The following is a 23213-nucleotide window of genomic DNA, read 5'->3' as shown; positions in this document are numbered from 1 at the left end:
CACGCTACCGTCAGTGCTCGCCTATCACACCGTCATAACATCCAGTCGATCGGCAACCACGACAGCCCGCGGATCCAGACGCGCTCCAGCCAGCTGGTGTTGGGCTCGGTATCGTGGCGAATCGTGTCGTTGCCGCGCCGTTCCAGCCAGTACAGGCTGCCGTTGTCGGACAGCCGGACCTCGTAGGCGTTCTGCGGGACGCTGGTGCCAAACGCCGATTCAATGCGGCCCGCCAGCGTGGGGCTCTCGATCACGAAGCCCAGTTCGGTATTCAGATTCGCCGAGCGGGGATCGAAGTTCAGCGAGCCGACAAAGACGCGCTGCGCGTCCACGGCGAACGTCTTCGCGTGCAGGCTCGCGCCGGAGCTGCCGAACGGTCCGGCGCGCTCCTCTGGCCTGGTCGGCGGCGTGGTATCGGCCTTGTCGGCCGGCGCCGCGATCTCGCGCTTCAACTCGAACAACTGCACGCCGGATTCCAGCAACGCACGGCGCCATTTCACATAGCCGGAGTGCACTACCTTGACGTCCGTCGCCTCGGCCGCATTGGTCAGCACGCGCACATTGACACCCTTGGCGGCTAGGTCGGCGAAGGCGTTGGCGCCGGACTTGGTCGGAACGAAGTAGGGGGATACCAGATCGAGTTCCCGCGCCGGCACGCCGATGGTCTCCATCAGCTGGTGCCCGATCAGCGCATGGCGCGGCGCCTTGCCCAGGACCTTGGCGGGATCGTCGCTGACAATCCGCGTCTTTGCCCACTCGAACGCCAAGGTGCCATCGAGGATGCGGCGGTATGCCGGCATCGCCTTCAGGGCGTTCATGTAGGCCTCGGCGGCCGGGTCGCGCCGCGCGACGGCCGCCTCCCGGGTCAGCTGCTCGAGCCTGTCCGGTGCGACAGGTGGCACGATCGCATTGACCGGATAGGCACTGGCGCTGGCCCAGTAGCGATCGAACTCCCGTTCGACATCGGCCGCAATCGGCCCAACGGCCAGCACATCCAGGTCGGAAAACAGCACGCCATCAGTGGCGCCGAAATATTCGTCGCCAACGTTGCGACCGCCAACGATGGTGGCCTGCGCATCCACGGTGAACGATTTATTGTGCATGCGCCGGTTCAGGCGGCGAAAGTCGGTCAGATAGCCGATGAATTTCGGCGACCGTACGACGAACGGATTGAAGAGGCGGACCTCGATATTGGGATGGGCATCCAGCGCGGACAGGATCTCGTCCAGCCCGGAAATACCGTTGTCGTCCAGCAGCAGACGCACCCGCACGCCGCGCTGGGCCGCTTCATGCAGCGCATCGAGCAGCAGCGTGCCCGTGGTGTCGCGGCGCCAGATGTAGTACTGCACGTCCAGCGTGCGCTCGGCCATCCGGGCGCCATGGACCCGCGCGGCGAAGGCCTCGCGCGGATCGGCCAGTGCGTGAATGCCCGATAGACCCGGGCGCTGGGACAGGGCCGGCGCCAAGGCACGCCCGAGTGCGGTAGCGCGGGACTGCTCTGGTGTCGGTGCGTGGGAAGGCGTCCGGTCCTCGAGCGGTGGCAGGGCGCATCCGCCGAGCAGCAGCGTTGCCATGGCGGGAACGGCGATGAAGCACAAAGGCGCAAGGATACGATCGAACAGGGGAGCCATGAGGGACGCGATTCCGACGGACTGAGACTAGGCGATACGGTCGATAGTGCCACGCGCATGGTTCCCGCCAGCTTCGACTCCATGGCCGCCGCAACGGAAGAACGCTCGAACGATATCGACATCGACCGGCTCACGGCTGCGAATATCAAATCGTGCGCCCGCGTTCAGCGTCAGGGCCAGATGCGAGTAAGGTCCGCCACGGTCCGCGCAGATATCCGACTCCCACGTATCGATGGCCGACAATTCGCCAACTCGCCATCGGAAACTCCAGACTTTGCTGCTGAAGCCCTGCCAATCGCCTGCGGTCCAGAGCACGATTTGCTTCATGTCATCAAGTGGATCGACGCGCGGCAATATCGAGTCGGTATCGACGCCGTCATAGTCCACCGAACTGACCTCGAAACCGAGCGGTAACCACACGTCCGGGGCGCATTCCTGCCAGTGCGGCCAACGCCCGCGGATTCTCGCAAGATAGTCCGCGTCTGTCAGGTTCAGCCAACCGTGGCCGAGTACGTCGAAGTGCAAGCTGATGTGGATCCGGTCGTTCCGCCAATCCATGAACATGTGCGAATCTGGACGAATTTCCGGCGCAACGCCTTCCGCTACGCGCATCCCCTTTACCACCGGAACCAACGCCGCCTTGTCTGTCAACCCGTTGATGCCTGAGAACCGGAAAGAAGCCCTGCGCGGCGGGAAATTTGCGAACGGTTCATCGTGGCGATGCAGATCCAGCTCGGCTATGGTCAGGGGGCCGGCCTGCAGCAGGCCCGCGCTGCCTGCATCGACCCACGCCGCCAGCGCATCCGCAATTTGCGAGCCATCGAGTATCGGGGCCGGGTCGAGCTTCAACATCGGCAAGCGAGTCCACAGCACCCGCTTGCAAGTACGCGACGCCTGTAGAACCGCTTCGATTTGCGCGAGTTCGATGCCGAAGCGCCGCTGGAGCGACGCATAGAACGGGTCCGACGCGCTGCGTGGCGGCGCAAACTGTTGCTCGCAGCCTTGCATCAGTTGAAAACTCATTCGCCGCAACGGGATCTCGCTGCAGGAATGGGCGTCGGCATACCGCGTCAATTCGATGGCGACGACCTCGCTCCATGGCACGCAGACCTGTCCGTCGTACGCGGCAAACACTAGTGCGTCGTCGCGCAATTCGTACTGCTGTTCGCCAGCATCATCGTCCGGCGGCTTCTCGAAATCCGCCACGTCGCGATCGGTGGCAAACCATCGTGGCGGCGAGGGCAATCGCGTCAGATCGGGCGCGCTGATGTCCAGCGACTGCCAGCGACCGGCACGATAGGTTCCCCGCGAGGCGTCGATGCTCAACCGCCGGGCGGACCAGCCTGCAAAGTCGGGAGAGGACAACGGATGGAGAAAGCGTACCTGTACCGTCTGGTATCGCCCGCCGTCGCCACCCTTGCGCACTGGCACAGTAAAGCGGCATCGCCATCCGAAGTCATGCTCGCCGACACGCAGCGAGCAAAGCTCGACGGGATTGCCAAAGCGCGCCAGGTCGAAGGTGAAATGGTCGTAGGTAGTGATTTGCACGATCCGATGCTCGCCAACAGGGTGTGCCTTGCCGGAAAAAAAGCGGCGCAAGCAAGGCAAACCCAACCGCGGTAGGCCTTTCCTACCGCGCCAGGGCACTATGATGCCGCATCGTCAAGGCAATACCACGACTCAGAACCGGTGATTGACCGTCAATTCGACCCGCCGTCCTGCCCCCTGCAGCCACTGCGTGGGGTTGTAGTAAGCCGTCGCGACATAGTGCCGGTCGAACACATTGAAGCCGCGCAGCGACAGCGTGGTGTTCTTGCGGGGCCGCCATTGCAGCAGCAGATCCGTGGTGGTGTAGGCCGGCATTTGCAGCGTATTGGCTCGGTCGGCAAAACGGCGGCCGACATAGCGGATGCCGGCGCCTGCTGTCCATTCCGGCAAGAAGCGCCAGGTCAGCCAGGCATTGGCCAGCCGCTCGGGCACGTCGGTCGGCACGTTGCCATTGCGCGAGACCGCCGTGCCGTTCACCGATTCCGTGAATTGGTCGTAGCGTGCCTGCAGCAGCGCGGCATTGGCATCGAGGCGCCAGCCGGGCAGGAATTCGACGCCGACGCTGGCCTCGATTCCACGCGACGATTGTTCGCCGACCTGTACGCTTTGCGCGGGATTGGCTGCGTCGCGGGTGACCAGGTTCTTTTTGACGATGTGATAAGCCGCGACCGTCCATTCCCCTTTGCCGTTCCAGAAGTCCTGCTTGACGCCGGCTTCGATCTGGCGGCCGGTGGACAAGTCGAAATTGCTGTTGGAGGACGACAGCATCAGCAGCGCGCTGACGGGATCGGCGGCTTCCGAGTATTGCGCGTAGAGCGCGAGATTCGGCGTCAGGTTGTAGACCGTTCCGGCGCGCCAGCCGACGTGCGAAAAGGTCCTGTCGAACGCCTCGCGATGGGCCATTAGATCGTGGCGTTCGATCCTCGCATGGTCATAGCGCAAACCGCCCAACACCGACCAGCGCGGCGTGATTTCGAGCCGATTCTCGGCAAACAAGGCGTACTGGACCGCCTCGTTGCTGTAGCGCGGCGCTGTGCCGGCCACGTTGATGAACTGGCCGCGCTCGAACGTGTAGGGATCGACGACGGTGCTGCCGGAGTAGGGGGAATTGTTGGTATGGCGAAACGATGCCCGATTGATGTCGAAGCCGACCGACAGGCTGTTGTTCATGCCGAACAGCGCATGGCGATAGACCACGTCGGTCGTATTGCCGACCTGCCACTGGTCATGAAGGATCTCGACATAGGAAGAACGCTGGATCAGGCCGCTCGCCGGCAGATAGTCGTAATACTCGGCATTGCGCCAATGGCGCTTGCTGTCGATGTAGTAGGCCCGCGAGCGAACCGTCAGGTTGGCGCTGGGCGTCCACCGCGCCGACAGCTCGGTCCACTGGTCGTCGTACTGGATGCGGCTGTCGCTGACGTTGTAGTTTCGCGTTCGCAAGGACGGATCCTGGCGGCCATTGACCAGCGGCACGCCGAAATAGCGTGCCGGCTGCTGCCAGCCCTTGGCATAGCTGAGCTTGATGGCGAGCTCGGGCGTCGGATCCCATTGCAGCGCGCCCGATACCGAGAGATTGCGCGAATCGCCGAAATCCACCGACCCATCGGTGCGATTGCCACTGACATCGAAGCGGTATGACCACCGTTCATCGATGGCGCCGCCGCTGCCAAAGGCGAGCCGCTGGGTGTTCTCCGTGCCGATCGTCGCCTGGATTTCGTTCTCGATCGGACCGCGCGTCGGCTTCTTCGGCACCACGTTGACGACGCCGCCGATCGCGCCCTCGCCATAGATCACCGAGGCAGGACCGCGCAGCACCTCGATGCGTTCCACCGACCAGGTGTCGAACGGATAGGTGACACCGATCCCGCCGTATTGGCGCACGCCATCGTAGAGCCGCATGACCGAAGCCGCATCGGTAAAGCCGCGCGCGGATAGCGAAGCGCCGCCATTGCCAGGATGGCCAAGCCCGGACAGCCCCGGGGCGCGGGTGATGGCATCGACCAGCGATACATCGCCGCGGATCTCGAGCTGATCGCGGGCAATGACGTCCACGCTGGCCGGCGTCTGCATCGGCGTCAGGCCGAGATTCGAGCCGGTGGAAGCCGGTTCGTCCAGCGTGGTCTGGCCGGCGGCATGGACGGTGACCGGTGCCAGTTCGTGGACCTCGGGCGATGGGTCGGCGGCTTGCGCGGACAGGCAAACGGCGGCAGCGGCTAGCGCCACCTCGCGTGGAAGAATGCGGGCCATGGGCAAATGGATGTGTCGGCGGAAAAGGCGCGCGACCAAGAGAGGCGGTTGTTTTTTTGCTGCCCGATTCTATTTGCCACGCCTTTAGCGGTACATGCGACACCATGCCGCAGGACCCGCGCAGGTTTTCGTCGCAAAGTACGCACTCGCGCCGAAATCGCGCCGCAATGGCGCAATCCGCAAGAGATTCATGCCATCACCGCGCTCCGATGCCCGTATCGATTTCGCAAACCCGTACCGGAACCTCTGCCGCCCACCGCACGCTTTGGCGCTGGCATTTTTATGCCGGCCTGTTCGTGATGCCGTTTCTGATCGTGCTGGCAATCACCGGCACGATCTATTGCTTCCAACCGCAAATCGAGCCATGGCTGTATCCGCAGTTATTGCGCGTAACGCCGCAGGGCGAACCGCTTCCGGCGCAAACGCTGCTGGAGCGGGCGAGAGCGGCCGCGCCGGCTGGGGCAGTCGCCACGACTTACACGCTGCGCAATGACCCTCGCGCCAGCGCCGAATTCATCTTCCGGCTCCCCTCGGGCAACAGCGAAAGCCTCTATCTGAACCCTTACTCCGGCGCGGTGCTGGGCAGCCTCAGCGTCGAGGACCGCTTGATGAAGCAGGTTCGCATGCTGCATCGCGCATTGCTCGCGGGCAAGCCCGGCGAAGTGCTGATGGAACTGGCCGGATGCTGGACGCTGGTGATGATCGCCACCGGCCTCGCCATGTGGTGGCCGCGGCTGCGCGAATCGGGGGTTCACGCGTTTCTGATGCGGCCGGCAAGCGGCAGGCGAGGGCGGTGGAAGGAAATCCATCTACTGCTCGGCGTGTCGCTCGCGATCGGCGCGCTGCTGTTCGTGCTGTCCGGTCTGCCGTGGACCGCTCTCTGGGGCAAGCAATTCAAGGCCATCACCACCGCGGCGAATCTGGGACGGCCGGCCGATGGCGGAGCGGGGCACATGCATGCACCGGCCCGCGATCGAAGCAATGGGGGCGATGCCGGCCAGGAAGACCATCGGGGCCACACGAAGACCATGGAGTCGCTGCCGCTTGGCGATGTGCCATGGGCAACGGGATTGACCGCCGTGCCAGCCAGTTCCGTCGCCTCCACCGGCCATGCAGCCATCGGGCTGGATCGGGTACTGGCCATCGTCCGCGCGCGCGGTGCCGGTCCGGGATGCCAGGTCGCGCTGCCGGCAGGCACCGGCTCGGTCTACGCGGTTTCCTGCTTCCCCAACGATCCCAGGGGAGAACGAACGCTGCATATCGATCCGCACGGCGGAAACATCGTCCGCGATATCCGCTACGACGACTACGGCCCCATCGCCAAGGCCGTGTCGTACGGCACCTCGCTCCATATGGGCCGGTATTTCGGTCTCGCCAATCAGATCGCATGCGCGGTGATTTCGCTGGGCCTGATGGCGTTGGCGATCACGGGCTTCATCATGTGGATCAAGCGGAAACCGGCCAAAGCGCTGGGGGCGCCGTCCCGCCCGGCAAGCCCGCCACCGATGCGTGCGTGGGTAGCCGGGCTGGCGGTATTGGGCGTGATATTCCCGCTGATGGGGATCACGATGCTGGTGGTGTGGATCATCGACCGGTCCGTCGCCAGAACGGCCGGCGCGCCGCCGGAACCGGTACGTCGATGATCGGATCGGATGCTCTCGGACGCCGACCGGCAATCAACCCGTGCCGGCCCCAGACGCAGGCTGCAGCACAATAATGGCCATGCCGGCCAACGCGACAGCCGCACCCAGGACGTCCCAACGTGTCAACGGCAGCCCATCCACGATGCGAAGCCACAGCAGCGCGACCGCAATATAGACGCCGCCATAGGCTGCATACGTGCGCCCCGCGGCCGTGGGATGCAAGGTCAGCAACCAGGCAAACGCCGCCAATGCCAGCGCCGCGGGAATCAGCAGCAGCGGACTCTTTTCCTGCTTTAATACCAGGTAGGGCAAATAGCAGCCGACGATTTCGGCCAACGCGGTCAGCACGAACAGCGCCGTATAGGCAAGAAAGGTCACGGTCGAAGCGGGCAGGGTGGCGGTGGTCCGCATTGTCACACGGCAATGCCGTGCCTCGGCAGCCCGAACACCGCGCTCGGCGCGCTGCGAGTTTGAAGAGAATCCGATATGAAGAACAACGAATTACCGCAAGACCCACCCGCATCGGCGCTGATCGATGCACGCATCGACGAGCTGGGCGACTGGCGAGGCGAATTGCTTGCCAGACTCCGCGCCTTGATCAAGGAAGCCGACCCCGACGTCATCGAGGAATGGAAATGGCGCGGCGTTCCGGTGTGGTCGCACAACGGCATCATCTGCACCGGCGAGACCTACAAGAGCGTCGTGAAAATGACCTTCGCCAAAGGGGCGGCGTTGCCGGATCCCGCCGGGCTGTTCAATGCAAGCCTGGACGGCAATACCAGGCGTGCGATCGATTTTCAGCAAGGCGACAAGATCAAGGAAGCCGCGTTGAAGGACCTGATCCGTGCGGCGGTGGCTCACAACACCGCCGCGAAAAAGAAGTAAGGAATTCAGCGTCCTTGTTGTCGCATCCGCCCGGAACCGTTTACTCAGGCAGCCACCTGGCTCGCACACGACCGAAATCGCCGCTAGCGGTGCTCAGATGCAGCCACTGATCGACGAAGTGCTTGAACACCTCGTCGCCCTGCGGCAGCAAGTACGCCATCTCGGCGTATTGCAACGGCTTCTGCGGATTGACCGCGCATAGCTCGGGATGCGCCTTGCTTTGCACGATCGCTTCCGCGGCTTCTGTGACAAAGACGTCGGCATTCTTCTTGATGACCTCGTCGAAGATCGTCAGGTTGTCCGAATGGATCTTCAATTGGGCGCGATCGAAATGCGTCCGCGCAAAGCGCTCGTTGCTTCCGCCCGGATTGGCGATGACCCGCACCGCCGGCTGATTGATCGATTCGATCGTGTGGAACCTGGCGGCGTTCTCGCAGCGGGTCAACGGCGTCTTGCCATTGATCATGTACGGCGCACTGAAATAAGCCTGGCGCTGGCGTTCCAGCGTGACGGAAATACCGCCGACGGCGATATCGCACTTGCCGGCGACGAAATCCGGCATCAGGTTCGCCCAGCTCGTCTTGACGTATTGCGGCCTGGCTTGCAGGGCCGTGGCCAGCGTCTGCATCAGATCGACATCGAGACCTTCGAACGTGCCGGGCGCCTTCTCGAAACTGAACGGCTTGTAATCGCCAGGCGTGCAGATCCGCAGCGTGCCGCTGTCCTTGATGCGGTTCAAGGTCGAATTGGCCGGCTGGGCCAAGGCAGAGCAGGGCAGGCAGACCAGGGCAAGGACGGCCAGGGCGTTTTGGGTTCTCTTCATCGTGGAATCTCCTCGGCGGCGGCTTTTGCGGTATTCGAAGCGCGATTGTGCACGAAACGGAACACGCCACGGCGGCCATCGCCACACTTTCATAGCGATCCTTATTGGCTGGCTGGCGAAGTGGAATCGGCGAGGCAGAGATCGAAGCCGACCCGGCCGGATCGAGGCGACGCGACGTGCTAACCTTTTTTGACCTGCATCGCCCCCATGGGCGCGAAACGGCGGTCCGCCGCGCATGCGGCAGCGGGATTCAAAAGGAACGTGATGGATCAATTCAGCCTGTTCGGCGAGGGCCCGATCGAGGCCTCGATTCCGGGTCTGATTTACCAGCCCGATTTCCTTTCGCCCGATGAAGAAGCGTCCCTGATCGAGATCATTCAATCCTTGCCGTTGCAGGCCGCGCGGTACAAGGGCTATCTGGCCCGGCGGCGGGTGGTCAGCTTCGGGGGCAGCTACGACTTCGACAGCAACGAACTGCTGCCCGCGCAGCCCCTTGACGCACGGCTGCTGCCGCTGCGCGAACGCGTCGCGCAATGGGCCGGAATGTCGCCCGAACGTTTGGCCCATGCCCTGGTGGCGGAATACGCGCCGGACACTCCCTTGGGCTGGCACCGTGACGTGCCCGATTTCGAGCGCATCTTCGGCGTATCGCTCGGTGGTGTCGCGCGACTGCGCTTCCGTCCTTATCCATACAGCACGTCGCTACGACGCCAAATTGTGGCGCTCGACGTGGAGCCCAGATCGATCTACCGGATAGAAGGCGACGCACGCTGGCAGTGGCAACACAGCGTCGAGCCAACCAAGGAATTGCGCTGGTCGATCACGTTCCGGGAACGGCGCGGCGTGGTACGTGGGCGCTGAGGATCGCGGGGAAGATCCGGCGTGCATTTGGCTGAGGCGGGCCAGGGAGTTCGGACATGACATCTCTAATCATCCGGAAGCGGACATTTCTATTCATGCCTACCGTCTGTTGTCCCGCCGGTTTTCAAAGGTCTGACCGCTGGCTACTTTCAAATGTCAGTCCGATCGTGCTTTTTTCTTTCGGGGTCAGACGTAACGCAGTCAAGTTGGCCGGTCTCGGCGCCGTCTCAACAGGGTGGGGCGGTCGACCCCGCGATCGCCCTGTCCAGATCCAGCCGATTGATCTGCCGCTTGCGCTTGGCCCCCCGGCGTGGGCTTCATCGCCGTGGCCGCGCCCCCATTGAGCGTCCTGGACGGGCCCGCCGTCTGCCGATCCTCCCGCAACGCCTGCACCCGCGCCGCAATCTCCAGCACGTGCCCCAGTCGCTTGTGCTCCACGATGTCCGCCTGTCGGATCGTCTCGCGCGGATCGAACACGCTGTAGGGAAGGGCAGCCCCATCGGCCCATAACTCGATCCGCCCATCCGGGTATTCGGCCACCTCGATGGTCCGGCCAATCAGCTTGCGATGCGCCGCGCAGTCCTGCAGCAGATACACGACCTTGTCGTACTGCAACGTCAGGTTCTGCGATACCTTGCGCCACTCGCGCCAGGTAAAGATCGGCCTCAGATCCTCGTCGGCACGCACCGGCCGGTGCGCATCAAACTCGCTGCGCGGCACCTTGGCAAAGCGCGCGTTGAAGTCGGCGATAAAGGCGGGCGCATAGGCATTGGCGGCTGCAGGCGTATCGATCCCGCGCAGGCGCAGCTCCTTGACCAGCCGGTCCTGCAGCACGCCATGCATCCGTTCGACGCGCCCCTTGGCCTGGCTCGAATTGGCGCACAGGATGTCGATGTTCAGCTCGAACAGCGCCCGCCCGAACTGCGTATAGCCGCGCCCATCCGGCCCATCCTTGGCATTGACCCGGAACACGCCAGCCTTGTCGCTGTAGAACGCCACCGGCTTGCCGTGGCGCTCCACATAGGCGCGCGTGGCCGCGAAGTACGCGAAGGTCGATTCGGTCGGCACGAACAGCAGTTGCATCAGCTGCCCGGTCGCATCGTCGACGTAGACCAGCAGCGTGCAGGCCGGCCCCCGGTCCTCGAACCACCGGTGGTCGCTGCCATCGATCTGGATCAGCTCGCCCAGGCAGGCGCGCCGGTGCCGCGGCTGGTGAACCTTGGGGGGGCGCAGCTTGCGCGGGACCCAGAAGCCGGCGTCGATCATGATTCGGCGTACGCACGACGCAGAGACCTCAATGCCATGGCGCTCGCGTAGCTTCTCGCAAGCCAAGGTTGGACCAAAGTCGGCGTAGCTATCGCGGACCAAGCCGCGTATGCGCGATTCCAGGCCGGGCGGCAATTGATGATGACCTGGCTGGCCAAACCGCCGGGATACGACGCCACCGGGACCGTCCTGCCGATATCGCTGCACCAACCGCTCAACTTGGCGTCTCGATAGGCCCAGCTTCTCAGCAGCGCGCCACACCATCAGGCCATCTTCGACAACCGCCTGGACTACCTTGCACCGATCCAATTCCCGCATGGTCATGGTGATCGTGTCGGCTCGGCCCATATGAATCCCCAGCTTGGCTGTAACGCCGCCAGGGTGGCAGGATCAGGCAGATGCGACATTTGAATTTATCCCATCTACGACATTAGAAAAAACGGCCAACATCTGTGTCGCCGATAATGTTTGTTATGTTAAATGAAGAATATTGGTCTGGCACATCCAGGCCTGGGTCCGTTAATTTGCATAAATTTGTTACCCGTTTTTGCATAAATTTGTTACCCGCCCCTAGGCGCTCACCTTTCGGAGGCTGGCAGTTTCGATGACGGCACAGCCGGCGACTATGCCGGGAGCGCCGTGTGCTCTCTCTACCGTTTGCACGTGCTCGCGCCCCCCGCCTGCGAGATACCCCTGTCCGAGTTGTCGGCCTCTTTGCTAGTCGTGTAAAGTGACGCAAAGTTACTTTAGGACACTGCCGTGGCGTGGCAGACAATACCGAGGGCGGACATGGAATCTTCGGCGGTGCCCTGGTCACAGGGCGTGCAATTACTGTCTTGGCTGGCGCGCGAGCCATGTGTGCAAAATCCGGATGCGGTAGCGCGCGCGTGGGAGGTGATGGCCCCTGCCGCACCGACGCTGGCCGATTGCGGGCGGATGTATGCAGCCTATGGCCGGAGCTTTTCGGTCGCCCAACTGCGCTACATCGCGCAGCATTCGGCAGCGCTGTTGCTGGCGCGCTGGGCGGCCTCCGGTTGGCCTTATCTGCGGTTCAATGAGGACCTGGGCTTTACCGCCGGGCCCACTTACGTCGAGCTCCGACCAGGTCAGGTGACGCCTAGCTTCTGGGCATTTTGCTTCGGCACCGTGACCATATTCAGCCTGGCCGTCGCGGCATTCACCTATGGCAAGACTTCCGGCGGCGTGGGCGGTTTGGTGCTGGCGGCCATCTGCTTGGCCTTTCTGATGCTCGAGTTCGTCGATCTGCGCAGCCGTCACCATGCACGGCGCGCGATCGCCCTGTGCGCGGCGGGGCCGCACGCCGACAGCATGACGATCGCCATGATGCCAACCAGGGGATTCGGCTTGAAGGACTCCGTGTTTTGAGCCAGAACCGCTCGGCAACTAAGGGCAAGATTGCGCCCCCCTTGTTCGTCCGTACAGCCCGCTGTGGCGCCCTTGCGGTGTCATTTAAGCCCCAAATGCCTCTCCGATCTGCCGAGCCCGTTTGACTTCATCGCTATGCAGGTAGACCGAAGTCGTCGACACCGACGCATGCCGCAGATTGTCCCGGACGATGGTCAACTCGGCGCCCCGATCCAGAGCGTGCGTGGCGTGCGTATGCCGCATCCAGTGCGGACTGGCACGGCGCAGCTTGTCCGCAGCCGCAGGATGGTCCGAACCAATGATGTCAGCGGCCAGCTTGAAGAACCGCCTCACGACCTGCCAAAGGCGCGTGCTCGTGATTCCTGAGCCGGACTCGTCGCTCAGGTCACCGACCAGGCGAATCTCCGGACGCCACAAGCGCCGGCTGATGGGCAAACCGCGTTCGGACAGATAGCGCTCCAAGGCCCGCCGGGCCAACGGCGGCAAGGCCACCTTGCCGATGCGCCCTCCCTTCCCGGTCAGCTCGAGCCATTCATCGCCTTCTGCGTCGACCCGAAGATCCCCGAGCGTGACGCCTACCAGCTCGCTGGGCCGGAGCCCCGTCGCATAGGCAAAATCCAGCACGAAGCGCAGGCGCTGCGCCGCGGCGGCCTCCCAGCCGTGGGACCATTCAAGCCCGTCGGCAATGGTCCGCACCAACTTCCATTCACCGTCGGTAAAGGCGCGCGAATTGTCCAGCGCCGCGGTGCGGCCGCCGCCGCGCACCTTGATGCCGGCGAAGGGATTGGCCAGCACGTAGCGTTGCTCGACCAGCCAGCGGAACATCGCCCCCACGATGGTCAGGGCATGGGCGACCGAGCGTGCGGCCAGCGCACCGGTGAACGGCCGCCAGTCCGGCGACGAGCGCGGGCGTGGCGGCCCGACCCACCGCTCTCGTGGCGTGGGCCGGCGCAGGAAGGCGCGGTAGGCGACGGCGTCCTCGGTAGTCAACGACGACAGCGGCCGCTGACGCTCGACGATGGCCCACAGAATCAGCCGTTCCGCTTCCTTGCGGTAGGTGCGATGAGTGGCGGGCGACTCGTGCAGGGCCAGCCAGGCCTGCACCGCCTCGTAGTCGTTGTCCGCGGTCAAGGTGCAGCTCTCGCGCGGTGCGCGAAACCGCCCTTGCGAGCCGTCGACTTCATGAGGCAGGCGCAACTGCTCCCATGGCACGACGACGCTGCGTCGCTCCTGCACGATCAACGCGCGCGCCCGTTCGGTCAGCTCGGGATGCGCGGCGAAGAACGCCTCGATCTGCCTGGCGCTGGCAGCGCCCAGCCTCGGGATGGCCGCCCACCAGCGGCGGCGCCTGGGCACGCGCACGGTCAACGCCGCCAGCGTCTCGATGCCGTGGGCGCGCAAGGCGGCGACGGCGCGGGCCGGTAGCCAGCGGCCGATGTCGTCGGTGATCGCAGGCCGTGGCGTCGGCAGCGTGCGCAGGACCTCGATAGCACGGTCGGCCGCCCTGCCCTGCGCCACCCGCTCCGACGCCGGCATCTCGAACAACGCGGTCAGATCGTCGCGGCCGCGCTCGCGTGCCAGTGCGGCAAGCCGGCGGCGAATGCCGCCCAGCACGGCGCGCGAGGATTGGCCGCGCGCCCTCTCCTCCCCCAGGTATTGCGCCACGGCTTGCCGGGAGCTCAGGCCGGCATGCCAGGCACGCAGCGCGGCCAGGGACGCGGCATCGGGGAGTGCCGTGGAGGCATCGGTCGGGGCCGTATCCATACCCGTGCTGGCGGATGATGTGGAGTTAGGTAGGGTCAGGCGTGATTTCATGGGGGCCAGTTTAGCGCAGCGAACTGGCTATTACGATAAGGATACTTATCGTAATAAAACCACAACAACGCAGGACACCTAACTCGACACGGCAACCGCAACGTCATGAAAGCCTTCAATGACGGTTGCCGACGTCCACCGGCGCCGGAATGTCGACCGACTTGTTCGCGAGCCTGGCAGAAGCGTCGGGTGTTGGCACTCATTGGGCACGCCGACATGTTGGACAAGAAGGTGGTTGTGTTAGTGTCGATTCCTTCAACTAAGGAATGACAGCAATGGAACCCGCTTTTGAAGCCGGAACGTACTCCATACGCCTTGCAAACGGTGCAGGGAACTTAGTGACCATCCAGGGAAACACGCTGAAGTTTTTCGACTATGGCGGCCCCTTGCTTGGCACGCTCCGTGTCGCTTCCAGCAGACTGGACACCAGTCGTGACGATGAGACCGAGCATGTCCTGCAAGGAAATGTCTTGCTTATCAGAGCGCAAGACGGGTCCATAGAGCGACACGAGCTCATTCTTGAGCATGAGGCGTAGCCCATTGCAGACCTAGGCCTCTCTAGTGTGAATCAGAGACAGCTCGTCACATGTGCTGCCTGCCTAAGAGATTCACACACGACAACGTATGCGGCGCAACCTCGTTTTCGACGTGCTTCGAGCCGTCCAGTCGTGGCGACGGCAACATATGTACTTCTTTGACGAAGAAATGCACGCCATCACAAAAAAATTTACGCGTTTCTACTCGACAAAGCGGCGGACGAACTTTCGTGAGACCCACCCGTCCGCTTCAACGTCATCCTGGCTAAACTGAACGTACAGCCAGTTTCGGTCAGTATCATCCAACACGATAAGTACCGCGCCTTTAGGTAGTCTCGCTACGACTTGAGAACGCACCGCCGGCCGTAGGTACAGCGGCACGCCAGCACGATCGACATAGCGCATGCTCCTAAGTGTTTCGCGCGGAATCTCGCAAATCAAGCCCTTGGTGAATTTGCGAATGTTCTGGCGCGCCTCCAGTGTCAGCAAGCGGGCCTGTAAGTCGCAGGCACCCGCCTGGAAGGCAGGCCATTGAGCGACCGCTTGATAAACCATCCAAAGGCACATGATCAGCCGAGCGAGATAGAGTAGCGCGCCTGCTGATAGGGGCTTGGATGACGGGCCCGCGGACAGCGCAAGACGCAGCTCCTCAGCCACCTCCGATGCGTCCCCCTTTGTAAATGCGCCCCGCCCAGTTGCTACACTCGCAGCCTCATGAAACCGCGGCAGGTTGGTTTCCGCTTGACTGAATAGCGCCTCCAATCGCTGTTTGTCTGCCGTTGCGATCGTTCGGAATAGATCATTGTCGACCAGGGTCCGAGCGATGCTGTCCCATTGCACGCCTTGGCCCGCCTGTGTCGGCATGCCGCTGAATGCCTTGAAAACGGGCGAGTCCTTGAGCGTACGCATCATCGCCAGCGCGGGCGAGTCCTCTAGCGCCGCCATCGCCTTAAAGAGCGGTGAACCTTGAAGAGTTTCCAGCGCATTTAGCGCGGGCGACTCCTTTATAGCCGTCATCGCCGCGAAGAAGGGAGAGTCTTCCGATCTGTGCGTCGCCGCAAAGGCAGATGAAGCCTGCCACTTCGCCACCGTCTTCAAGAACGGCGAGCTCTCGACCGTCCGCATCGCTGCCATCAGGGAGGAGTCTTGCCACTTTGCCAGCGCCTTGAAGAGAGCGGAGTCCTCCAGGTTCCGAATCGCCGCCAACATGGATGAGTCCTGCCACTTCGCTATTGCACTGATGGCCGTGGAATCTTCAAACGCCCTAACCGCTGCCATTGCATGAGAGTTCTGCAGCGCTCCTATCGCGCTCAAGCGAAGCGAATCTTCTATAGCTCGATTCATCTTGAACAGGTTTGAGTCTTGCAGTGCCGACAGCTGTTTGAGATACGGCAGATCCCCGAGCGCCCGAGTCACCGCTAGCGCTGTCGAACCAGGCAATGCTGCCCTCGCCTTCTGCGGAGGTGCTGCCGCAAGTTGTGGCGCAGGCACAGGGTAGCTTGGCAACGCCTCCATGTCGCGCGGGTTCGGCGAACTGGCAGACGGAAGGCTGGCGGTGTCCGGTGTCGATTGCGTTGTGCTGGGTTTCATGTGTGTAGTTTATCCCAGCAACAATTTCGAAGGCCCCACGCCAGGCACTTCCGCGGCCAGTGAGGCGCCATCGGGAAACCCGGAGGATTGGCGGCGGCAGTCACGTCGGTGCGGGGGCTTTTATCGCGGCTCTTGAAGCGTCATGCGAGGCGGAACAAGTAGCCCTCGTGCGCTGAGAGCCGTGATCGCGAAGGACGTTCGTCGAATATCTACCAGGCCCCATACCACCCTCGTGCCGCGCACCGCCTTCCAGTTCAACGAGGTTGTGCAGAAATTCCGGATAAAGGACAGGTGGAAGATCTCCATAACCACCAGCGCATTGACTGACAGCGTACGTGCCAGTTCCAGCGATCGGCCGCGGCCGAGTGCGCAAGAGTGGATACCGTAGACGCCGCGCAGCATCCTTGCTGGCCCATGCCAAGCCCATGGCGGTCATCTGGGCCATGGGCAGGCGGCGTTGGATCCCGTCGCGAAGATTCCGGAGCTCAAGGGATGCGCGGGTAAGGTCAGCCTGGCACAGTCCTTTCCGCCTGTCCGTCGTAAGCCGAAGTCGTCGACACAGACGCGTCCCTCAAATCGGAAAACGCTACGACCACGTTACCAAGCGCCTTGGGCAGTGTGACAGTCGGACATGCGGAACCATCCGTCCCCGCATATCCGACACTCAGCTATCGCAGAGCAAGCCCCTTCTTGCCGGACGAGACGCGAACGCGCCGATGGATTTACACCGATATCACCGAAACCGCCGAATCTCCGTGAGAGGCTATGTATTGCCGGCACGCATTCAGCTACGCCTCCTTCCCCGCTCCAAAAGCTCGAATAGCCCCATTCCGACGAGCATGGCGACCACGAATACCACCGCCTTGTAGTCGCGCATGCCCAAGGTGACCAGGGCAGGTCCCGGGCAGAAACCTGCGAGGCCCCAGCCGATGCCAAACAGGAGGCTGCCTCCCACGAGACGTCGGTCGACGACGGTGGCCGTCGGCATTCGCATTGGCAGTCCGAGCAGCGTGGCGCTGCGCCGGCGAGCCACGGCGAAGGCGACAATGCCGACCAGGATGGCACCGGCCATGACAAAAGCAAGCGATGGGTCCCAGTTACCGGCCAGGTCCAGGAATGCCAGGACCTTGGCTGGATTCGCCATACCCGAAATAATCAGGCCGATGCCGAAAACAACGCCAGCCAGAAGTGCAAAGAACCCAGGCATCGTTTCCTCTCAAGCGTCAAGCAGATGGCGGGCGACGAAGACGGTGACGAATCCGGACGCCATGAAGGTGAGAGTGGCCACCAGCGAGCGCGCCGAGAGGCGCGAGATGCCGCACACGCCGTGCCCGCTCGTGCATCCCGCCCCGTAACGCGCGCCGACCCCCACGAGCAGTCCTGCCACGGTCAGTGTGCCGAAGCCGGCGTCGATTCGCGGGATCGGCAGCTGCGCGAATACTCCGTACATGAGTGGAGCGCCCATGAGTCCTGCAATGAATGCCACGCGCCAGGCGACATCGCCGCGCACCGGCGTGAGCAGTCCGCCAAGCACGCCGCTGATGCCGGCGATCCGGCCATTTAGCAGAGCGAACATGGAGGCGGCGATGCCGATAATTATGCCGCCCGCCAGCGGAGCCAATGGAGTGAAGGCACTCCAGTCGATCGTCATGGGGCTATTCCTTAGGACAGTACAGCGGAAACTGGATCGGGCTCCGACACAGCGGGGCTCGTGAGCAGCGGCTCAATTATTCAGCCGAGTGCCGGGAAGCGAGGGACAGCTGGGGCTGGCGGCGCGGATGCCTCCGCTCCAAGGGCATAACCCGACCGCATCCGGTGAAGACCCGGTCGGGCCCTCTCATTCCTCTTGGCCATCAGAGCCATTCCGGCGTACGCCCCTAGTGTGCGTCGTTCGAAGTTGATACCGTGGCCGGCTCCGATTTGTCAGCACGCTGAGCCGGATGGCGAACCAGCAGGACCGGACGCGTCGAGCGATGGACCACACCCTGCGCCACGCTGCCCATCAGCAATCGCTGCATCCCCCTTCGACCATGCGTGCCCATGACAATCAGGTCCGCATTCCACTCTTGCGCCTCGAGCTCGATCGTCGCCGCCACCCTTCCGGGCGCCACCGAGGTTTTTCGCAGCTTCGTACAATGCTCTACACCGGCTCCCGCCAGCGACGCCGCGGCGTCCTGCAGAACCGCTTCCCCGTAAGTAAGCAACGCCTCGGTGACGCCGCCCGGGTCGTATGGGCCTATGCCGTAGTAGATATCGGTACTGTCCACAACATACAAGGCCTGGACTATCGCGCCGCAGCTCTGCGCAAGACGGGCTGCCTGCATTACTGCCAATCGGGACAATTCGCTGCCATCCACCGCTACCAGAATTCGTTTGTACATGATCATGCCCCTCCGCCGCTTGCAATTGCGCGTGAGACAAGCATATGAGCGCGCACCGTCCAGCTATTGATTTGCATCAAGCTCCCTGGCTTCTCCTGCCGCTATTGTCTGACCGGACCTGGCAGCGCCAATGCTGCCGGAGCCGGCCGCCTGTGTCCGTGGCAGCCACACGACCCCAAGGAGACATCCATGCAGACAACCCTTGTACCGCAGCGACTTCGAACCCGTGGCAGCACTGGACCATCGAACCGTCGCGTGTACGACCATGAGGATATGTGCCGAGTGGAAACGCTCCAGGCGGCAGGGGAGCGTTTGCGAATCGTCATTGACCGCCCTTCCCTGCCGAGAGCGCTCGTCGTGATGCTGTACGCAGGCAAAGCCTCATCGCGCATCGCATCGGCAAACTACTTCTGCCGCAAGCTGTGGAAACTGGGCTACGCAACTGCCTTGATCGACATTGCGCCTCGTCGTCACCGGCACTCGGCCGACACTTTCCACAGACATACGGATCTCGTGCACCGCGTCGCCCGCGTCGCGGAATGGCTTGAGTCCGAGGCGCCGTGCGGTCCGATACCTCTGGTATGTGTAGCAGCAGGCGAGTTGGCGTCAGAGGCGACGATGGCGGTGGCCGGTCATGCTACGTTCTGCGCCTTGGTGACCCTGCGCGGTCCGCGAGACCTGGCCAGGAGCGCGAATCAGGATGCCTGCCCTATTCCTGCGTTGGCTATTGTCGGAGGCAACAGCTCGGACACCACCGCGCCAAACCGTGGCGACGGGTCGGCTGACTGTCAGTGCAGCCGGTCGTCGCTGGTGCGAACCCTGTGGGGAACCTTTGACCAGCCGGCTGAACTGTCCCAAGCTGTCTCACTCTGCACCGACTGGCTTGAGACTACTATCCCACGCCAAGCGCCGTCGTCTCGGTAACCGCCGGGTAATGGGCCCTCGTTGCCGCACAGGCTTCACAGCGTGGCATCGTCGCAAAACAAGCCATGTCGAATTGCATACCGAACCAACGCCGCCTCGTTTGGCAAGCCGAGCTTCTCCATCAGACGCATCTTGTACGTGCTGATCGTCTTCGCACTGACACACAGGCCGGCGGCGATCGCCGAGACCGTTTCTCCCAGAACCAGTCTTCGGAACACCTCCATCTCGCGATCCGATAGAGAGAGATGGGGCAATTGCTCCGTCCCGCCCTGAAGCCCGGTGGCAAGCTTTTCCCCGATCGCCTGGCTGACGTAGGTGCCACCGGATGCGACCTTGCCGGTTGCGGCGACCAATTCCGTGGCGGCGCTTTCCTTGGTGAGATAGCCAGACGCGCCGGCTCGGAAAGCCCTGCGCACGTACTCTTCCTCGGCATGCATCGTCAGCACCAGTATCCGCAGCCCAGGAAACTCCGTCCGAATCTGCTTGATCAGCTCCAGCCCACTGCGCCCTGGCATGGACAGATCGAGCACGATCACATCACTGCGGTGTTGCCGCAGCTGGCTGCACACCTGCGTCCCATCTTCGGCTTCCGCCACGACCTCGAAACCACCGGCCCGTTCAAGAATGTGTCGGACGCCGTCTCGTACGACGGCATGGTCGTCCGCGATGAAGACCTTGATCATTGTTTCCCCCCGCTCGGGATCACGTCCGACTGCGGGAAACGAACAGCCAGTCGGAAGCCGTCGCCCGGTCGATACTCCATTGTTGCAGCGCCGCCTAGCAGGCGCGCGCGCTCGCGCACCCCCACGAGCCCCATCGATCTTCCTTCGGCAGATGGCGCCGTGCGGCCGTCCCAGCCGATACCGTTGTCCTGCACCACCAGCTCGTATTGCCCGTCGACGAGTTCAAAGCGGATCTCCACATCCGATGCGCGCGAATGCCGTACCACGTTGTTCAGTGCCTCCTGGACAATGCGAAAGACGGCGACCGCTGCCTGCTCGGCGAGATCGATATCCTCACTGGCGGTCACGCTGACCGAAATACCGTAGCGTTCGGCCGTGTTCTTACCCAGCCAATTCAGCGCCGCTGCCGGACCGAGCTCGTCGAGCAGCGCTGGGCGCAAGTCTGAGGCGATCCGCCGTACCGAAGCCACCGTCTCGTCGATGACTTGATGCATGGCGCCGACCTGCCTCAATGCCGCCTGCGGGGCACCGCCCTCCTCCAGATCGGCGCCCAGCATAGCCAGGTCCATCTTCAATGCGCTCAATCTCTGGCCGAGGTCATCGTGCAGCTCGCGTGCAATGCGCCGCTTCTCCTCTTCACGCGCGGTCAGCACACTGTCGGACAGCTGCTGCAATTCCTCCCGAGACTGACGCAAAGCCTGTTCGGCTCTGACACGCTCGGTGATATCGCGCAGCATCACCGTGTACAACTTGCCGGCGCGGTCGACCGTCTGCGAGATCGAAGCCTCGATGGGAAATTCGGTGCCATCGCTGCGCAGCGCATAGAGGGCACGTTGTCGCCCCATCTGTCGTTCGGAAACGCCAGTGATACCGAAACGACGGACGTGTTCCTCATGTGCATCGCGGTACCGCGGCGGAATGAAATCGCCAAGGGGACGGCCGATGGCATTGCCCGCGTTGCAACGAAACAGCGATTCGGCCATCGGGTTGAACAGGACAATACGCTGATCGCTGTCGACGGTAATAATGGCTTCCATCGACGATCGAATGATGCCGGCGAGCCGCTCTTCGCTCTCCCGGATGCGCGCCAGATTTGCGGTGGATATGTCCCGCAATCGGCGAAGTCGCACCCAGTAAACCGCCAACACTGCCCCTGCCAACAAACCAAAGACGGGAACAAGCGGCATGATGATTCGTGAGCCGTTGGCGGCAAGCACAAGCAAGAATGCCGCGGCAACGGTCAGGGCGACTGCCACCCCGCCTACCCACTCCGAGCGATCTGCATGCCGTGCGATCGAATGCTGGCTGGGTGGAGGGGAAGCATCGGAAGACTGTTCGCCGCGCATATCTGCCCCATCTGTTGTCGTCTAGCCGGGCTCCCGATCGTGGCAACCGACTGGCCACTGCCGTCTTCTGGCGGCCACACCGCCTGAAGGCGTCGCTTCGGGAATCTTAGTCCAATCGCGCCGAACAGGGCACAAACACAGGCCCGGAGAGGCGACCTCGTCCACCGGAATGGCGGAAGTCCCCTGTCAGCATTCCCTGACAAGTCCGGACGTCGTGCTGACGTCAATCTCAGCGAACCCTGCTTTCTACCGCTTAAGGGGCCTTCCATACTGAAGCTCATGAACACGGCCCCGTTTCCACGTCCGCTGACCATCTACCTGGTCCATGAAGGCCAATGGGTCGCAGCACGCCTGCTTAGGTTGTTCCGGCGTATCCCCAACGTCGCTTGCATCGGCGTCGGCCGCTATTCGTCCCGGACGATCGCGGCCGTCGAAGCGGTGCGGCCGGACATCGTTGTCCTGGACATTGGCGCGGGCCACCGCGATGCCTTGCATCGGCTGCAGAGCCTCCGTGAAGCAGCACGGACGGCCATCGTACTGTTACTGGCGCATGGCTGTGCATGGCAGAGCCGGCAACGGTACTTGGAGGCCGGCGCAGATTACTGCTTGGACATGACGCTGCAGTTCGCGGAGTTGATGAATTGCCTGCAACGGCTGGGAAAAGCGAGCCGCTCGGATGACGAGGTGCGTCAAACACCTTTGATAGCGACACCGCCCATTGCGTAGCGTCCGCTGCGACACCGAAGCAAGTAGATCGAGATTGAGGCTATCCAACCAAGGAGATTCACGTGTTCAAAGCGATAGCAACGAGGGAATCGACGACCGACATCCCTCGGCATCCGGAATTGCCCATACGTGATGACCGCCCTTCAGGGTCGATGGCTACCGCACTGGCCGGCGAACGCGCGATGGCCCAGTGCACGCACTGTCCTCAAAGGCACCACGCTTGTGTCGCCTCATGCGTCGACGATCATTCGCTACCGAGGTTGACCACCGTCGTGCAGACCTGGCGAAGCGTCCGCCGGGGCGAATACCTCTTTCGGGCCGGAGACGCCTTCCAGAACGTCTATGCCGTCCGGTCCGGATCTTTCAAGACAGTCGTGATGCAATGGAACGGCCGTGATCACGTCACGGGGTTTCATCATGCGGGAGAGACCATTGGCCTGGACGGAATCTGTACCAACCATCATCCGTCCGACGCCGTCGCGCTGGAAGACAGCACGGTGTGCGTCATTCCTTTCCATGCCCTGGAGGCATTGTGTCGGGAAGTCAGGTCCCTGCAACAATATGTTCATCGGCTCTTCAGCGCGGAAATCGTGCGGGAATCCGGCATGATGGTAATGCTGGCGGACATGAGCGCGGAGCAGCGGCTAGCCTCGTTCCTGCTCAACTTTGCTTCGCGTATGCAATCCCATGGGTACTCCGGTACCGACCTGCGGCTGCGCATGACGCGGGCGGAGATCGGCAGCTATCTTGGCATGACGCTCGAAACGGTGAGCCGGACATTCTCGCGCTTGCAGCAAGACCGCCTGATCTCCGTCAAGGGAAAGCAGGTGACACTGACTGACAAGGACCGCCTTGATCGCCTGTAGATTGCCTGTAGAACTTTGTGCGGCACTACGGCGGCACGTCGCTACTTCGGTCG

The 23213-nt window shown here is 62.8% G+C and carries 19 protein-coding genes and 1 pseudogene; 7 read left to right on the top strand and 13 right to left on the bottom strand.

The window, feature by feature from the left end:
- Positions 1 to 32: 32 nt before the first annotated feature.
- The 3 genes from FOB47_RS17300 to FOB47_RS17290 all read right to left on the bottom strand — a co-directional run bounded on the left by FOB47_RS17300 (position 33) and on the right by FOB47_RS17290 (position 5429).
- Positions 33 to 1574: a phospholipase D family protein gene (locus FOB47_RS17300; RefSeq protein ID WP_174781669.1), complete on the bottom strand. Its 1542-nt coding sequence runs from the start codon at positions 1572 to 1574 to the stop codon at positions 33 to 35.
- Between the two features lie 84 nt (positions 1575 to 1658).
- Complete coding sequence (locus FOB47_RS17295) at positions 1659 to 3179, bottom strand: hypothetical protein (RefSeq protein ID WP_174781668.1); 1521 nt, start codon at positions 3177 to 3179, stop codon at positions 1659 to 1661.
- A gap of 132 nt (positions 3180 to 3311) precedes the next feature.
- Positions 3312 to 5429, bottom strand: coding sequence for a TonB-dependent receptor (locus tag FOB47_RS17290; protein WP_244959453.1), 2118 nt, complete (start codon positions 5427 to 5429; stop codon positions 3312 to 3314).
- Positions 5430 to 5638: 209 nt separating this feature from the next.
- On the opposite strand from FOB47_RS17290, the gene FOB47_RS17285 reads away from it, so the two are divergent.
- Positions 5639 to 7072: a PepSY-associated TM helix domain-containing protein gene (locus FOB47_RS17285; RefSeq protein ID WP_174781667.1), complete on the top strand. Its 1434-nt coding sequence runs from the start codon at positions 5639 to 5641 to the stop codon at positions 7070 to 7072.
- Positions 7073 to 7105: 33 nt separating this feature from the next.
- On the opposite strand, the gene FOB47_RS17280 is transcribed toward FOB47_RS17285, so the two are convergent.
- Positions 7106 to 7483 carry a YnfA family protein gene (locus tag FOB47_RS17280; RefSeq protein WP_174781666.1) on the bottom strand — a complete coding sequence of 126 codons (378 nt, stop codon included), beginning with the start codon at positions 7481 to 7483 and terminating at the stop codon, positions 7106 to 7108.
- A gap of 75 nt (positions 7484 to 7558) precedes the next feature.
- Here FOB47_RS17280 and FOB47_RS17275 point away from each other — a divergent pair, with 75 nt between their 5' ends.
- Positions 7559 to 7957, top strand: a complete 399-nt coding sequence (locus FOB47_RS17275) for a DUF1801 domain-containing protein (protein ID WP_174781665.1) — start codon at positions 7559 to 7561, stop codon at positions 7955 to 7957.
- A 40-nt stretch (positions 7958 to 7997) separates the two neighbouring features.
- Here FOB47_RS17275 and FOB47_RS17270 read toward each other — a convergent pair whose 3' ends face one another.
- Positions 7998 to 8780 carry a transporter substrate-binding domain-containing protein gene (locus FOB47_RS17270; RefSeq protein WP_174106897.1) on the bottom strand — a complete coding sequence of 261 codons (783 nt, stop codon included), beginning with the start codon at positions 8778 to 8780 and terminating at the stop codon, positions 7998 to 8000.
- A 264-nt stretch (positions 8781 to 9044) separates the two neighbouring features.
- Between FOB47_RS17270 and FOB47_RS17265 the strand changes: the two genes are divergently transcribed.
- Positions 9045 to 9641: an alpha-ketoglutarate-dependent dioxygenase AlkB gene (locus FOB47_RS17265; RefSeq protein WP_174781664.1), complete on the top strand. Its 597-nt coding sequence runs from the start codon at positions 9045 to 9047 to the stop codon at positions 9639 to 9641.
- A gap of 227 nt (positions 9642 to 9868) precedes the next feature.
- Here FOB47_RS17265 and FOB47_RS17260 read toward each other — a convergent pair.
- Positions 9869 to 11255: pseudogene (locus tag FOB47_RS17260) on the bottom strand (ISNCY family transposase).
- A 441-nt stretch (positions 11256 to 11696) separates the two neighbouring features.
- On the opposite strand from FOB47_RS17260, the gene FOB47_RS17255 reads away from it, so the two are divergent.
- Complete coding sequence (locus FOB47_RS17255) at positions 11697 to 12293, top strand: hypothetical protein (RefSeq protein ID WP_174781663.1); 597 nt, start codon at positions 11697 to 11699, stop codon at positions 12291 to 12293.
- A gap of 84 nt (positions 12294 to 12377) precedes the next feature.
- Here the strand turns inward: FOB47_RS17255 and FOB47_RS17250 are convergent, their stop codons facing one another.
- Positions 12378 to 14108 (bottom strand): phage integrase family protein, encoded by a 1731-nt coding sequence (locus tag FOB47_RS17250; protein WP_174781662.1) that lies wholly within the window; start codon positions 14106 to 14108, stop codon positions 12378 to 12380.
- Positions 14109 to 14383: 275 nt separating this feature from the next.
- On the opposite strand from FOB47_RS17250, the gene FOB47_RS17245 reads away from it, so the two are divergent.
- On the top strand, positions 14384 to 14644 hold the full coding sequence (locus tag FOB47_RS17245) for a hypothetical protein (protein ID WP_174781661.1): 261 nt from the start codon (positions 14384 to 14386) through the stop codon (positions 14642 to 14644).
- A 201-nt stretch (positions 14645 to 14845) separates the two neighbouring features.
- On the opposite strand, the gene FOB47_RS17240 is transcribed toward FOB47_RS17245, so the two are convergent.
- The 6 genes from FOB47_RS17240 to FOB47_RS17215 all read right to left on the bottom strand — a co-directional run bounded on the left by FOB47_RS17240 (position 14846) and on the right by FOB47_RS17215 (position 21478).
- The gene (locus tag FOB47_RS17240) at positions 14846 to 16234 is read right to left on the bottom strand and encodes an SH3 domain-containing protein (protein WP_174781660.1); all 1389 of its coding nucleotides are present in this window, start codon (positions 16232 to 16234) and stop codon (positions 14846 to 14848) included.
- 784 nt (positions 16235 to 17018) lie between these two features.
- A complete protein-coding gene (locus tag FOB47_RS17235) occupies positions 17019 to 17441 on the bottom strand; it encodes a DUF6691 family protein (RefSeq protein WP_174781659.1) in 423 nt (140 codons plus the stop codon).
- Positions 17442 to 17450: 9 nt separating this feature from the next.
- Positions 17451 to 17885 (bottom strand): YeeE/YedE family protein, encoded by a 435-nt coding sequence (locus tag FOB47_RS17230; RefSeq protein WP_174781658.1) that lies wholly within the window; start codon positions 17883 to 17885, stop codon positions 17451 to 17453.
- A gap of 226 nt (positions 17886 to 18111) precedes the next feature.
- Entirely contained in the window at positions 18112 to 18615 is a 504-nt protein-coding gene (locus FOB47_RS17225; protein ID WP_174781657.1) for a universal stress protein, read from the bottom strand.
- Positions 18616 to 19574: 959 nt separating this feature from the next.
- On the bottom strand, positions 19575 to 20222 hold the full coding sequence (locus tag FOB47_RS17220) for a response regulator (protein WP_174781656.1): 648 nt from the start codon (positions 20220 to 20222) through the stop codon (positions 19575 to 19577).
- Positions 20219 to 21478: a PAS domain-containing sensor histidine kinase gene (locus FOB47_RS17215; RefSeq protein WP_244959451.1), complete on the bottom strand. Its 1260-nt coding sequence runs from the start codon at positions 21476 to 21478 to the stop codon at positions 20219 to 20221. Before FOB47_RS17215 ends, FOB47_RS17220 begins: the two co-directional genes overlap by 4 nt.
- A 369-nt stretch (positions 21479 to 21847) precedes the next feature.
- Between FOB47_RS17215 and FOB47_RS17210 the strand changes: the two genes are divergently transcribed.
- Positions 21848 to 22294, top strand: coding sequence for a hypothetical protein (locus tag FOB47_RS17210; RefSeq protein WP_174781654.1), 447 nt, complete (start codon positions 21848 to 21850; stop codon positions 22292 to 22294).
- Positions 22295 to 22554: 260 nt separating this feature from the next.
- The gene (locus FOB47_RS17205) at positions 22555 to 23160 is read left to right on the top strand and encodes a helix-turn-helix domain-containing protein (protein WP_232205216.1); all 606 of its coding nucleotides are present in this window, start codon (positions 22555 to 22557) and stop codon (positions 23158 to 23160) included.
- Positions 23161 to 23213 lie beyond the last annotated feature (53 nt).

Origin of the sequence: Cupriavidus gilardii (genome assembly GCF_013347325.1) — a bacterium.
GTDB classification, from domain to species: Bacteria; Pseudomonadota; Gammaproteobacteria; order Burkholderiales; family Burkholderiaceae; genus Cupriavidus; species Cupriavidus gilardii.
This window is presented reverse-complemented; position numbering and strand designations above follow the sequence as displayed.

Excerpts from the sequence above, each read along its gene's own strand:
- FOB47_RS17265 (WP_174781664.1), top strand. The coding sequence starts at position 9,045 with ATGGATCAATTCAGCCTGTTCGGCGAGGGCCCGATCGAGGCCTCGATT.
- FOB47_RS17225 (WP_174781657.1), bottom strand. The coding sequence starts at position 18,615 with ATGTACAAACGAATTCTGGTAGCGGTGGATGGCAGCGAATTGTCCCGA.
- FOB47_RS17210 (WP_174781654.1), top strand. The coding sequence starts at position 21,848 with ATGAACACGGCCCCGTTTCCACGTCCGCTGACCATCTACCTGGTCCAT.
- FOB47_RS17245 (WP_174781661.1), top strand. The coding sequence starts at position 14,384 with ATGGAACCCGCTTTTGAAGCCGGAACGTACTCCATACGCCTTGCAAAC.
- FOB47_RS17275 (WP_174781665.1), top strand. The coding sequence starts at position 7,559 with ATGAAGAACAACGAATTACCGCAAGACCCACCCGCATCGGCGCTGATC.
- FOB47_RS17270 (WP_174106897.1), bottom strand. The coding sequence starts at position 8,780 with ATGAAGAGAACCCAAAACGCCCTGGCCGTCCTTGCCCTGGTCTGCCTG.
- FOB47_RS17285 (WP_174781667.1), top strand. The coding sequence starts at position 5,639 with ATGCCCGTATCGATTTCGCAAACCCGTACCGGAACCTCTGCCGCCCAC.
- FOB47_RS17300 (WP_174781669.1), bottom strand. The coding sequence starts at position 1,574 with ATGGCAACGCTGCTGCTCGGCGGATGCGCCCTGCCACCGCTCGAGGAC.
- FOB47_RS17220 (WP_174781656.1), bottom strand. The coding sequence starts at position 20,222 with ATGATCAAGGTCTTCATCGCGGACGACCATGCCGTCGTACGAGACGGC.
- FOB47_RS17290 (WP_244959453.1), bottom strand. The coding sequence starts at position 5,429 with ATGGCCCGCATTCTTCCACGCGAGGTGGCGCTAGCCGCTGCCGCCGTT.
- FOB47_RS17250 (WP_174781662.1), bottom strand. The coding sequence starts at position 14,108 with ATGAAATCACGCCTGACCCTACCTAACTCCACATCATCCGCCAGCACG.
- FOB47_RS17240 (WP_174781660.1), bottom strand. The coding sequence starts at position 16,234 with ATGAAACCCAGCACAACGCAATCGACACCGGACACCGCCAGCCTTCCG.
- FOB47_RS17280 (WP_174781666.1), bottom strand. The coding sequence starts at position 7,483 with ATGCGGACCACCGCCACCCTGCCCGCTTCGACCGTGACCTTTCTTGCC.
- FOB47_RS17230 (WP_174781658.1), bottom strand. The coding sequence starts at position 17,885 with ATGACGATCGACTGGAGTGCCTTCACTCCATTGGCTCCGCTGGCGGGC.
- FOB47_RS17235 (WP_174781659.1), bottom strand. The coding sequence starts at position 17,441 with ATGCCTGGGTTCTTTGCACTTCTGGCTGGCGTTGTTTTCGGCATCGGC.
- FOB47_RS17255 (WP_174781663.1), top strand. The coding sequence starts at position 11,697 with ATGGAATCTTCGGCGGTGCCCTGGTCACAGGGCGTGCAATTACTGTCT.